This window comes from Rufibacter psychrotolerans, assembly GCF_016924645.1.
GTDB lineage: Bacteria > Bacteroidota > Bacteroidia > Cytophagales > Hymenobacteraceae > Nibribacter > Nibribacter psychrotolerans.
Genome location: NZ_JAFFJV010000011.1, coordinates 80,965 through 93,384, shown reverse-complemented (window position 1 = coordinate 93,384; position 12,420 = coordinate 80,965). Strand labels below are relative to the sequence as shown.

Sequence of the window (12,420 nt, the reverse complement as noted above, 5' to 3'; positions counted from 1 at the left end):
AACGCCCCCCGGAAAGATATCTGTTTTAGCCCGGCTTTTGCCAGAATGGCCCTAAAACAGGAAAGCCCCTGCGGAGCGGTCCGGCAGGGGCTTTCCTGTGTATGGAAGCAGGTGGCTATCTTTTGTTGATGACCGTGGCCGATGCCTGCGCCGCGGGCAGGATCAGGACTTCGGCGATGTTCACGTGCCGGGGGCGGGTCACCATAAACCCGATCAGCTCCGCGATGTCATGGGCTGTTAGGGGCTCAAACCCCTGGTACACGCTGGCGGCACGCTCTTTGTCGCCTTTGAAGCGCACCTCAGAGAACTCGGTCTCCACTGCTCCGGGGTTTACCTCAGAGACTTTCACGCCTTCGTGCACCAGGTCAATGCGCATGGCCTTGGACAGGGCGTCTACGGCAAATTTGCTGGCGCAGTACACGTTTCCGTTGGCATAGGCCTCTTTGCCGGCAATAGACCCGATGTTGATGATGTGCCCGGCCTTGCGCTCTATCATGATGGGCAGGATCTCTTTGGTGACGTAGAGCAGGCCCTTCACGTTGATGTCCAGCATGGCGTCCCAGTCGTCCAGGTCGCCGCTCTGGATGGGGGCCAGGCCGTGGGCGTTTCCGGCGTTGTTCACCAGCACTTCCACGGCGCGCCACTCGGGGGGCAGGCTGGTGAGGGCGGCGTGCACCGCGTCACGGTCGCGCACGTCAAATTCCACGGGAAACACCTGGTCTTGCCCAAGTTCCTGCACCAGTTCCTGTAGCCGTTCAGAACGCCGGCCGGCGGCTACTACTTTAAATCCTTGCTGAACCAGTTGGATGGCCGTGGCTCTTCCTATGCCGGACGTTGCCCCGGTCACCAGTGCTATTTTCTGCGCCATAACGCTTATTCAAAGTTGAGGTAAAGGGTGACGGTATTGGTGTTGAGTTGCTGGATGCTGTTGTTGTAGATGCTGTCCGCGGGCTTGTGGATGTTGCCAATGCCGCGGGAGTAACGCAGCTCCGGCGCAAACTTAAAGAAGGGGTAGAACATATCAAGCCCCACGCCATATTCAATGGTAAAGTCAAACGTTTTGAGCTGCAGGTACTCGGCACCCTTTTTCTGGCCGCCTATGACCAACGAGGGTTTCACGCCCGCCACAAAGTACATCTGCGTGTTTTTGCGCCGGTTGGCCTCGTACTTCACCAGCACCGGAAACTCTCCAGAGAATGTGTTAACTTCCTGCAGCACATCGCCGCCAGCAAAATTCATCTCAGGGTCGGCCGGAAGGTCTTTGTACTGGATGGCCCGGCTGTGGTACCCTACCCCGGGTTGCGCCCGCAGCACAAAATCCTGGTTGAGGCGGTAGGTGGTGATGAAGTTCACGTTGAACCCAATGCCCGGCTTCTGGTTCATGGAATAGGGAGCGTACACGCCATCGGGCGTTCTAGGGTCATTGTCTGGGTTTGAGCTGGGGTCAATGCGCTGCACATAATACTCAGAGTGTTCCAGCTGGTACCAGGAGTGGTTCAAGCCCAGGGAGAAACCCCAGCGCAGTTTCCGGTGCTCATAGCCGGGCAGGTTTTCGCCTTTGAGCCGACCCTGGGCGGCCGCTTGCTGGCCCAGCCCGGCCAGGGCCAGAACCACGAGCGCTACTATTTTGTGCCTATGTAAATGGAGCTGATGCCGAAGGTAAGTGAGTGCCATTCTGTGTTTTTAAAACCTGTTTTCTGAAAAATGCTGATAAAGTCCTTTCCGTCTGGAAACGCCTGAACCGACTCCGGCAGGTATGTGTAGGCGGAATTATCTTTTGAGATCAGTTTCCCGAAAACGGGCAAGATATGCTTGAAGTAAAAGTTGTACCCTTGTTTCATGGGGAATTGCTGGGGCTTGGAGAACTCCAGGATCACGGCCATGCCGCCGGGCTTCAGGACGCGCAGCATCTCGGCCAGGCCTTTCTCCAGGTTCTCAAAGTTGCGCACCCCAAAGGCAACGGTGATGGCGTCAAAATGGTTGTCGGGGAACTGAATGTTCTCAGAGTCGCCCAACTGCAGCTGAATGAGGTGTTTTAGCCCGCGCTTGCTGATTTTCTCGCGCCCCACCGCCAGCATGCCCTCAGAGATGTCAATGCCAATGACCTGCCGGGGCTTGAGTTTGAGGGTTTCCAGGGCAAAGTCGCCGGTGCCGGTGGCAATGTCTAAGATCACCTGGGGCTTTACCCGCGCCAGCAGCTTCACCGCCTTTTTGCGCCAGTAAATGTCTACCCCCGCGCTTAGGAAGTGGTTCAGGAAGTCGTAGCGTTTGGCAATGCTGTTGAACATCTGCGCTACCTGCTTTTTCTTTCCGGCTTCCTGGTCTTTGTATGGAACTACTGACATGTACTAGATTAATTGTAGAGGGCAAAGCTACTATGGATAAACTAGATTTTCTGCATTATGTTGTGTTCTGCCCGCCCATAAATAAAAGAGCCCCGGCCTATGGCCAGGGCTCTTTCCGGGGTGTTTTCTGAAAAACGGCTCAGAAACGCTTTTTGTTATTGCTGTTGCTCGTCTGCCCCCTTGATCACGTTGAACTCGGTGCGGCGGTTCAGCTGCATGTTCTCAGGCGAGGTGTTTGGCGCCGCCGGACGACGCTCGCCATAGCTCACGGTAATCATGCGGTTGCTTGGGATACCTTGTTGAATCAGGTAGTTGTAGGCGGCCAGGGCCCGGTTCTCACCCAGCGTGATGTTGTACTCATCTGAGGCACGCGAGTCGCAGTGGCCGTCAATGGAGATGCGCAGGGTTGGGTTGGCTTTCAGGACTCTGGCAATGTTGTCCAACTCCCGGATAGACTCAGGGCGCAGGTTGTACTTGTCTGTGTCATAGTAAATGCGCTTGAAGGCAAACGCTCCTACGCCAATACCGGTGGTGTCATCAAAGGCAATGTAGAAGTCTTTCTCAAACACGGTGGTATCGCTCAAGGAAAGCGGCACCTCATATTGCTCGGTGGCCAGGGTTCTGCCGTCTCTGGAAAGCGTTACCTGGTACGGACGGGAAGACAGCACATTTACCTGGTAGGTGCCTGAGTCTGGCTTGGTCACGTCGCGGTACTCCAGCGGAGCGTTGCTGGCGGTTTTACCGGTGAACACCAGTTCCACGCCCGGGATGATGGTAGAGTCACGCAGGCTGTACACGTGGCCCCGCACGGTGGCGTTGCGGATGTAGTTGATGGTGTAGATGTCTTTCTCGCCGTAGCCGCCCATGCGGTAAGAAGAAAGGTAGGCGTAAGAACCATCTGGGCTTAAGCGGTAGTAGGTGTCATCGTCTGGGGTGTTCACCGGATATCCCATGTTCTGCGGTCTGCTCCAGCGGCGGGCCACGGTGTCAAACTTCATGGTGAAGATGTCATACCCGCCCATGGTGCTGTGGCCGCGGGAGCTGAAGTACATAGTCAAACCATCTGGCGTGAAGTAAGGGCTGTCCTCGTCAAATGGGGTGTTTACCCCGTTCCCGAAGTTCTTGGGCGCGCCCCACTCGCCGTTAGGCTGACGCTTAGAGTAGTAGATGTCCAGGTCACCGTTCTGCGAGAACTGGCTGGTAGAGAAATAAAGGGTGCTGCCGTCTGGGGTGATGAAGGCGTCACTCTCAAAGCCTTTGGAGTTGATGTTCTTGCCCAACTTCTGCGGCTGTCCCCAGTCACCGCCGTCGCGGCTGGTCATGAAGATATCGCCACCCTCGTCCTGGCGGTACATCAGGAGCTTGGAGTCATTGTCAAACAGCTGGATGGAAGCATCGTGGCCGGTACCGTTCAGGCGACCGCTCAAAGATTTAGGAGTTTCCCAAGAATCTGGCCCTAAACGGCGGGTCTCAAAGATATCCTCAAAATACTCCCCGTCTTCGGCTTCCTTGCCACCGGTTACGCTGGCGCTGCGGGAAGTGAACAGCAGGTAATTGTCATCTGAGGAGATCACCGGGCTGTGCTCTGAGTAGGGCGTGTTCACGGTAGGGCCCAGGTTCTTCACGAAGATATCCTTGGGGTTGGCCACCTCTCTTTTGGCGTTACGGGCGTGCTGAATCAGCAGGGCGGCCTGCTCTCTGCCTTCCTCATCGCGCTTGCCCAAAGTGGCCTGGTACGCCTGGGCGTTTTTAATGGCATTGTCAAATTCATAGTTCACCAGGTCTACCCGGCCCAGCCAGTAGAGGACATCGTTCTCTACCTTGGGTTTCATGCGGTAGGCTTTGTACACGTACTCGCTCGCTTTTTCCTTGTCAAAGGCAATTAAGCTGATACCCGCCCGGTACAGGGCCTTGGCATTATTAGGATCCCGCTCAAGGGCACGCTCGTAGAAAGGAAGCGCAGCCCGGAAGTTGGCCTGGTTGAAAAACTTATCTCCACTCCGGATAAGCTTACGCGTACTCTGGGCCATGGCCGACGAAGCCAGGAGACACAGCGTCAGAAGTAAAAAGGAAGTTCTTGAAAACCGCTTGTCTAAGTGATTCATAGTGTAAAGGTTTAGGTATAGAAGCTACTAAAGGGCGCAAAACAAGAATAATTATCAAGGCCTGGTCTGAGTCCGAACGCTCTATTTACTGCCTCAGGCGTTAAATAGATTTACAATAATATTCAAAAATCGTAAAATTCTAATTTTCTATTTAAAAAATATTACAACTCTACTACGGTTTAAGTGCTGCTACGGAGCAAAAGTATCTTATCAGCCGCCAAAACCGCACTGCGCTTTCGCCCTACGATACTCTAAAATGCAACAAATGGTTGCCATTTCCTTCCAAGCGCGGGGTAAAATTGACCTGTTCCCATAATTAAACGGGTTCGTGTTTATTTGGTACCTTTGTGTTTATCAATAAACGTATTAGTAGTTATGGTCATCAAAGAAGCAAAGTTTATTACCAGCAATACCCGCGCTGACCTGTGCCCGCAGACAGACCTGCCGGAATATGCGTTTATTGGTCGTTCTAACGTAGGAAAGTCTTCCCTCATTAATACGCTTACCAACCGGCTAAAGCTGGCAAAAACCTCTTCTTTTCCGGGAAAAACGCAATTGATCAACCATTTCCTGATCAACAACGAATGGTTTCTGGTAGATTTACCCGGTTACGGCTGGGCCAAGGTGAGCAAGGAGTCCAGGGAGAGCTGGCGCAAAATGATCAACCACTACCTGAAGAACCGGCCCAACCTGGCCTGCGTCTTCGTGCTGATTGACTCCCGCCTGCCCCCGCAGAAGCCAGACCTGGAGTTCATGGAACTTCTGGGCAACATGGGTGTTCCCTTTGTGCTGATCTTCACCAAGATTGACAAACAGTCTGGCACGAAAACTGATGCCAATATTGCAGCTTACATGAAAACCCTGCAGGAAACCTGGGAAGAGCTACCCATGTACATGAAGAGCTCTTCTTCCACCAAAGCCGGCCGCGAGGAGATCCTGCAGTTCATAAGTGAGGTAAACCAGCGCTACCATGAGGCGCGCCAGGCCTAACGCACATTTTAACGTTTATCATAGAAATGAAAGGAAAACACATTTTTGCCGCCGCAGCCTTTGCTTTCTGCACCGCCGGCGCTTTTGCTACCCAGGCCCAAACCACTAAACCGGCCACCGCGCAGACCGGCAAGTTACCCGTAGCGGAGCATTACCCGGGCGGGCAAGACTCACTAGTGGCGCACATCCAGCGCAACATCCAGTATCCGGCGCTGGCAAAGCGCAACCGCATGCAGGGGCAATGCATCATTGGGTTCACCCTGCAGGAAGACGGCTCCATCACCAATGCCAAAATCCTGAAGGAATTTGGCGGCGGCACCGGCCAGGAGGCGCTCAGAGTGGTGCAACTGCTCAGGTTCAACGCCCCGGGCTACAGCCAGCAGTACAGCGTGCCGGTTAACTTCAAACTCTAATTCTTACACATAACCACTTTACCTCTATGCCATTTGACCTGAAAGAGATTGCTTCTATTTCTGGTATGCCAGGCCTTTACAAGATTGTAGCGCCTACCCGCAACGGAATCATCATAGAAAGCCTTGCCGAGAAACCGGTGCGCAGCGTGGCCCAGGCCCGCAATCGCGTGTCTATCCTGCAGGAAATCTCTATGTACACCAATGATGCCGAGCACACCGTTCCGCTGGCGGAGGTCTTTGACCGCATCAGAACCAAATACGGCGCTGATCTGCCCGTGAACGCCAAGTCCAGCACCCAGGAGTTGTCTGCGTTTGTGGAATCTGTTCTGCCAGACTATGACCAGGAGCGCGTATACGCCTCAGACATGAAGAAACTGGTGCAGTGGTACCAACTGGTGAACCAGTTTGTACCTTACACTGAGGCCGAGGCCACTGAGACAGCCCCCGCGGGCGAGCAAAAAGAAGACGCTGCTGAATAAGGCACCTGTACAAAAAGAGGCGGCTCCTGGTAAAACAGGAGCCGCCTCTTTTTTTGTACCTATTTGTCAGGCAATTACATAGACAAGGCTGCTTTTCTCACCGATACTTCACGGGCCTTCAGCAGAGACTCTACCTCCTCAACCATCTCAGTGGAACCAATGTAGAACGTGCAGCGCTGGTGCAGGTCAGAGGGTTGAAGTTCCAGGATGCGGTTGCGCCCGTCAGAGGCCTTGCCGCCGGCCTGCTCCACAATAAACGCCAGGGCATTGCACTCATACAGCAGCCTGAGCTTTCCGCCCGGCGACTTGAGCGTGTTGGGGTACATGTAAATACCGCCCTTGAGCAGGTTGCGGTGGAAGTCGGCCACCAGCGAGCCGATGTACCTGGAGGCGTAGTTGCGCACGCGGCACAGTTCCACGTAGTTCTTGATGCCCTCGGGGAAATGGTTGAAGCCACCCTCGTTCACCGAGTAGATGGTACCGTTCTTTGGAGTGGTGATGTTGGGGTGCGACAGGAAGAACTCGCCCAGCGAGGTCTCGTAGGTGAACCCGTTCACGCCGTTGCCGGTGGTGTAGACCAGCATGGTGCTGGAGCCATAGATGATGTAGCCGGCGGCCACCTGCTCGGTGCCTTTCTGGAAGCAGTCTTCCAGCGTGGCCTCGGTGCCCAGCTCCGTTACCCGGCGGTAGATAGAGAAAATGGTACCAATGGATACGTTCACGTCAATGTTAGAAGAGCCGTCAAGTGGGTCAATGGCTACAATGTACTTACCTTTGTTGTTGCCCGTCAGGATCATCTCATCCTCTTCCTCTGAAATAATGGCGCAAACCTCGCCCCCGTTCCGCAAGGCACGTATGAACCGGATGTTGGCCACCACGTCCAGCTTCTGCTGGTCTTCGCCTTGTACGTTCTGCTTGCCGTACGCCCCTCCTATGTCGGTTAAACCGGCGTGGTTGATGGCGCGGTTCACAATCTTAGCAGCCAGCGCGATGTCTCGGAGCAATTGGGATAATTCACCAGTGGCAAAAGGGAAATCCTCTTGTTTCCGCATGATGAAGCGGTCTAAGGTAGTACCCACCGGCAGGGCCAGGTTTTCTTTTAGCGTCATAGGAATAGGTAGATTAAAGGATGGAATAGTGGTAAACTACTTTACCGTTTACAATAATAATAAAAATAACTGAGCATAGCTCTGTACTTTTGCCAAATTATTAAACCACCCACCGCTCAATGATCGTTTATAAATTTGGGGGAGCCTCCGTAAAAGATGCCGCCGCCTTCCGGAACATCAGGCACATTCTGGCTAGCGTGGCTCTGAATGAGGAAAAACTGATTGTGGTTTCTGCCATGGGCAAGACCACCAACGCCCTGGAACTGGTGTTCAAACAGGCCTATCAGGGCCAGGAATACCGACACACCTTTGCGGAAATACAGGACTACCACCTGCAGATTGTGCGGGAGTTGTTCCCCGCCCTCCAGCACCCGGTGTACGCCGCGCTGCACCAGCAGTTTGCCCACCTGCGGGTGCTTCTGGAGCAGGTGCAACCCCACGACTTTGACCGCCAGTATGACCAGATCATCAGCGTAGGCGAATTGCTCTCCAGCCTGGTCTTGCACCACTTCCTGGACCAGCAGGACCTGCCCAACCACTGGTTAGACTGCCGGGACGTGCTGCGCACCGATGAAACCTGGCGCGAGGGCCGCGTAGACTGGACCTGGACCGAGCAGCAGATCTCCCATAGACTGCCGGCCCTGCTGGCGGAGAAGCCCATTATCACGCAGGGGTTTATTGGGGGCACCGCCCAAGGCGCCACCACTACCCTGGGCCGCGAGGGCTCAGATTTCAGCGCCGCCATCTTCGCCTACTGCCTGCAGGCCCAGTCGCTCACCATCTGGAAAGACGTGCCCGGCCTGCTGAACGCCGACCCCAAGCTGTTCCGGGAAACGGTGCGTTACGAGGAGATCGCCTACCAGGAAGCCATTGAGATGGCCTACTACGGGGCCTCAGTCATTCACCCCAAAACCGTGCAGCCGCTGGCCAAGCGGTGCATTCCGCTGTACGTGAAGTCCTTTCTGCACCCCCAGGAGCCCGGCACCGTGATCTGGAACTGCCAGCACGACCGCATCGCGCCCTCCTTTATCCTGAAGCAGAACCAGAGTCTGCTGTCCTTCCACACCAAGGACTTCGGGTTTATCTCTGAGCAGCACCTGAGCAGCATCTTCCAGGCCCTGAGCCGCCACCGCCTCAAGATCAACCTGATGCAGAACTCGGCCATCTCGTTCTCCACCTGCGTGGATACCGATGAACCCCGGCTGGAGGCCCTCAAAGCCGACCTGGCCGAGGAGTTCCAGATCCTCTACAACCAGCCGCTGCACCTGTTCACCATCAAGAACTATGACCAGCCCAGTCTGGATAAACTCACCCACGGCAAAGAGATTTTGCTGGAGCAGCGCAGCCGGCAGACCTTCCAGTTTGTGTGCCGCCCCACCCAGGAGTTTCCGCACTAAGGCGTAGCGCTCCTTTCAGGGCCGCTTTTGGGAAAACAGCCCTAAAACGCTTGGTGGTATCTGGTAGGCAATCTCTTCTTTAGTTGCAAGGTAAGCCCATGCGCCGTACCTTTGCACCCGCAAAAGGGGTGAGGCCCACAAAACCTTAAATCCTTGTTGTTCAACCCATTTAAAAATTATCATCTTAACTCATGGCAGTTTTAGTAGGTAAAAAAGCTCCTTCTTTCAAGGCTACTGCGGTAGCAGATTTAGAATTTGTAGAGGATTTCTCTCTGGATCAATATGTAGGCAAGCAGCACGTGCTGTTCTTCTTCTACCCAATGGACTTCACGTTTGTGTGCCCTACAGAAATCATCGCGTTCCAGGACCGTCTGGAAGAGTTCACCCGCAAAGGCGTAGCCGTGGTAGGTTGCTCCACAGACACGCACCAGTCGCACTGGGCCTGGCTGAACACCCCGCGCGAAAAAGGCGGTATTGAAGGCGTAACCTATCCGCTGGTGGCCGATGCAGCCAAAACCATCTCTGCCAACTATGACGTGCTGGCCGGTCACTATGACTACAACGAGGCGGGCGAAATGATCTTCGTGGGCGAGCCCGTAGCTTACCGCGGCCTGTTCCTGATCGACAAAGAGGGCGTGGTACGTCACCAAGTAGTAAACGACATGCCCCTGGGCCGCAGCATTGACGAAGCCCTGCGCATGGTAGACGCCCTGCAGTACTTTGAAGAGAAAGGCGAAGTTTGCCCTGCCAACTGGGAAGAAGGCAAAGAAGCCATGCAAGCTACCCACGAGGGAGTTTCTAACTACCTGGCCAAACACTAAGCCGCTCCGGCATTTAAACAAAAAAGCCTCCGCAATAAGCGGGGGCTTTTTTGTTTTCCCGCTCCGCTGATCTTAGCAGCCTCACTACACTTGCCGTTTAGGGCCTTCTTTTCTGAAAACGGGCCACAAACAGGGCACTAAGGCAGTAAAATTGTGCGGCACTGGCGGCGAACGAGTGAATTCCCTGCAAACTCTGTCTCCCTCCCCTGGATTAGGTGTATCTTTGGGCCGCAAGGGGCACGCTGCAGGGCCGGCCCCGCCTTTACTTGACCAAACAACCCAAGAGAAATGTCAAAGCTTCTGTACGAGATTGGGGTACGGGCCTACGGGGTAGGCATACGGCTGGCGGCTCCTTTCCTGCCCAAGGCCGCCCAGTGGGTCAACGGCCGCAAGGGAATCTTTGAGGAAATTGGCCAGAAGCTGGCTGGCAACCAGGCGCCGCTGGCATGGTTCCACTGCGCCAGCCTGGGCGAGTTTGAGCAAGGCCGCCCCCTGATAGAGGCCTTCAAACTCCGCTACCCTAACTTTAAAGTGGTGCTCACCTTCTTCTCCCCTTCGGGCTACGAGGTGCGGAAAAACTACGCCGGCGCCGACTTTATCTTTTACCTGCCCTTAGACACCGCCCAGAATGCCCGCCGGTTGGTGGCCCTGCTTAAACCCAAGCTGGCCGTGTTTGTGAAATATGAGTTCTGGCACCATTACACCAGAGAACTGCACCACCAGCACATTCCGCTGTTCTCCATCTCGGCCATCTTCAGGCCCAACCAGATTTACTTCAGGAAGAACGGCAGCTTTTACCGCCGCATCTTAAAGCGGTTCACGTACATCTACACCCAGAACCAGGAATCGGCGCAGCTGCTGGCCAGCATCCACATTGACAAAGTAACCATGGCCGGCGACACCCGCGTGGACCGCGTGCTGCAGAATGCTCAAAACGCGAAGCAGATCTCCATTGCCCAAGCCTTTAAAGCTGATTCCCCAGTGATGGTGATTGGCAGCAGCTGGCCCCAGGACCTGGCGGTGCTGCTTCCCTTTCTGCAGGCGCAGCTGCCCACGCTCAAATTCATCCTGGCTCCGCACGAGATCAAGGAGCAGGAGCTAAGCGAACTGGAGGCGCAGTTCCCCGGGCAGGCTATCCGGTTCTCACAGGCCCGGGCTGAAACGGCTTCCAACTACCGCCTCCTGCTCATTGACAACATCGGCATGCTCTCCAGCCTCTACCAGTACGCCGATTACGCCTACGTGGGCGGGGCCTTCGGGAAAGGGCTGCACAACACGCTGGAGCCGGCCGCGTTCGGTCCGCCTATTTTCTTTGGGCCCAGGTACACCAAGTTCCAGGAGGCGCAGGATCTGATTGAGGCGGGTGTTGCGTTTCCGGTGCGTTCTACCCAGGATCTCTCCAAAACGTTTGAAGAACTGCACCAGGACCCGGACAGACGGGAAAAAATCAGGCAGGCCACGCAGGTGTATCTGCAAAAACAGGCCGGGGCCACGGAGCGTATCTTAACTTCCATGGAATATTGGTTACCTTCGCGGCACGCATGAAAGGCATCGTAGTAAAATCCACCGGCTCCTGGTACCTGGTACGCGCCCACGCAGACGGGCAGCTGTACAAATGCCGTTTGCGCGGTAAATTCAAGAACAAGGGCCTAAAGGTGAGCAACCCCCTTGCCGTGGGCGATGAGGTGACGCTGGAGCCCGAGGGCGGCGAGCAGCAGGCCGTGATCACCGAGATCACGCCCCGGCGCAACTACATCATCCGGCGGTCCACGCACAAGGCGCACCACGCCCACATTGTGGCCTCTAACCTGGACCAGGCCTTTCTGGTGGTAACGCTGGTCTCCCCGCGCACCTCGTTTGGGTTTATTGACCGCTTTCTGGTCACCGCCGAAGCCTACGACATTCCGGCTACCCTGCTTTTCAACAAGATTGATTTGTATGATGAGGAGGCGATGGGTTACCTGCAGCAGGTGATGCAGCTGTACGGGCAGATAGGGTACACCTGTTATCCTATCTCGGCGCACACCGGCGAGGGTCTGGAGCAGGTGCAAACGCTGCTGTCCGAAAAAGTCACGCTCTTCTCGGGCCACTCCGGCGTGGGTAAGAGCACCCTGGTGAACGCCCTGGTGCCGGATCTGGACCTGAAGACCTCGGAGATCTCGGCGTTCTCAGACAAAGGGGTGCACACCACCACCTTCGCCGAGATGTTTGAGATTGGTCCCCGCACGTTTCTCATTGACACCCCGGGCATCAAGGAACTGGGCGTGGTGGAGATGAAGCGCGAGGAGATTGCCCATTACTTCCCCGAGATGCGGGACCGCCTCAACAAATGCCGCTTCCATAACTGCGTGCACGTGAACGAGCCCGGCTGCGCTGTGCAGGAAGCCGTGAAGAAAGGCAAGATCGCGCTGCCCCGCTACGAGAGTTACCTTAGCCTGCTGCAGGACGAGGATTCGCACCGGTAACGGGGAGTCCTGAGTTCTGAGTCTTGAGTCCTGAGTCCTGCGTCAAGTAGTGGAAAGTAGTAGCTTAAGGAAGGTGGAGGAGCAGTTGGGGTTGTTGGTGAGAACACCAACAACGGCGAAGCGATTGCGGATGAAGCATGCTACCTTATGAAGTACGTTGCCAATGGCCAAGAGGTGGACTTTCCAGCGGGGCAGCACTTTTCCTAAAGGTTGATTATCTTGGTAAAAGGCCAGGTACTCCCTACCGGTAAGTGACAGATTCCTGCCCAGCACCAAAGATATTCTATATTAAAGAT

At 55.2% G+C, this 12,420-nt stretch carries 12 protein-coding genes; 7 read left to right on the top strand and 5 right to left on the bottom strand.

The window, feature by feature from the left end:
- Positions 1-115: 115 nt before the first annotated feature.
- The 4 genes from JT718_RS11405 to JT718_RS11390 form a co-directional block, all read right to left on the bottom strand.
- Positions 116-868, bottom strand: coding sequence for an SDR family NAD(P)-dependent oxidoreductase (locus JT718_RS11405; protein WP_205502783.1), 753 nt, complete (start codon positions 866-868; stop codon positions 116-118).
- A 5-nt stretch (positions 869-873) separates the two neighbouring features.
- Positions 874-1,674 carry a type IX secretion/gliding motility protein PorT/SprT gene (gene porT, locus JT718_RS11400; RefSeq protein ID WP_205502782.1) on the bottom strand — a complete coding sequence of 267 codons (801 nt, stop codon included), beginning with the start codon at positions 1,672-1,674 and terminating at the stop codon, positions 874-876.
- A complete protein-coding gene (ubiE, locus tag JT718_RS11395; protein ID WP_205502780.1) occupies positions 1,623-2,345 on the bottom strand; it encodes a bifunctional demethylmenaquinone methyltransferase/2-methoxy-6-polyprenyl-1,4-benzoquinol methylase UbiE in 723 nt (240 codons plus the stop codon). Before ubiE ends, porT begins: the two co-directional genes overlap by 52 nt.
- A 155-nt stretch (positions 2,346-2,500) precedes the next feature.
- Entirely contained in the window at positions 2,501-4,450 is a 1,950-nt protein-coding gene (locus JT718_RS11390) for an OmpA family protein (RefSeq protein ID WP_205502778.1), read from the bottom strand.
- A gap of 375 nt (positions 4,451-4,825) precedes the next feature.
- Here JT718_RS11390 and yihA point away from each other — a divergent pair, with 375 nt between their 5' ends.
- From yihA to JT718_RS11375, 3 genes are read left to right on the top strand one after another with little or no spacing between them, the layout of a single operon-like run.
- A complete protein-coding gene (gene yihA, locus JT718_RS11385) occupies positions 4,826-5,440 on the top strand; it encodes a ribosome biogenesis GTP-binding protein YihA/YsxC (RefSeq protein ID WP_205502776.1) in 615 nt (204 codons plus the stop codon).
- A gap of 26 nt (positions 5,441-5,466) precedes the next feature.
- The gene (locus tag JT718_RS11380; RefSeq protein WP_205502774.1) at positions 5,467-5,853 is read left to right on the top strand and encodes an energy transducer TonB; all 387 of its coding nucleotides are present in this window, start codon (positions 5,467-5,469) and stop codon (positions 5,851-5,853) included.
- Positions 5,854-5,879: 26 nt separating this feature from the next.
- Positions 5,880-6,332, top strand: a complete 453-nt coding sequence (locus JT718_RS11375; protein ID WP_205502772.1) for a DUF5606 family protein — start codon at positions 5,880-5,882, stop codon at positions 6,330-6,332.
- A 74-nt stretch (positions 6,333-6,406) separates the two neighbouring features.
- Here the strand turns inward: JT718_RS11375 and fbp are convergent, their stop codons facing one another.
- On the bottom strand, positions 6,407-7,441 hold the full coding sequence (gene fbp / locus JT718_RS11370) for a class 1 fructose-bisphosphatase (protein WP_205502770.1): 1,035 nt from the start codon (positions 7,439-7,441) through the stop codon (positions 6,407-6,409).
- A gap of 119 nt (positions 7,442-7,560) precedes the next feature.
- On the opposite strand from fbp, the gene JT718_RS11365 reads away from it, so the two are divergent.
- The 4 genes from JT718_RS11365 (at position 7,561) to rsgA (ending at position 12,124) form a co-directional block, all read left to right on the top strand.
- Complete coding sequence (locus JT718_RS11365; protein WP_205502768.1) at positions 7,561-8,838, top strand: aspartate kinase; 1,278 nt, start codon at positions 7,561-7,563, stop codon at positions 8,836-8,838.
- 191 nt (positions 8,839-9,029) lie between these two features.
- Positions 9,030-9,659 (top strand): peroxiredoxin, encoded by a 630-nt coding sequence (locus tag JT718_RS11360; protein WP_205502766.1) that lies wholly within the window; start codon positions 9,030-9,032, stop codon positions 9,657-9,659.
- A gap of 288 nt (positions 9,660-9,947) precedes the next feature.
- Complete coding sequence (locus JT718_RS11355) at positions 9,948-11,204, top strand: 3-deoxy-D-manno-octulosonic acid transferase (protein ID WP_205502764.1); 1,257 nt, start codon at positions 9,948-9,950, stop codon at positions 11,202-11,204.
- Complete coding sequence (rsgA, locus tag JT718_RS11350; RefSeq protein WP_205502762.1) at positions 11,201-12,124, top strand: ribosome small subunit-dependent GTPase A; 924 nt, start codon at positions 11,201-11,203, stop codon at positions 12,122-12,124. The genes JT718_RS11355 and rsgA overlap by 4 nt, the downstream gene beginning before the upstream one ends.
- Positions 12,125-12,420 lie beyond the last annotated feature (296 nt).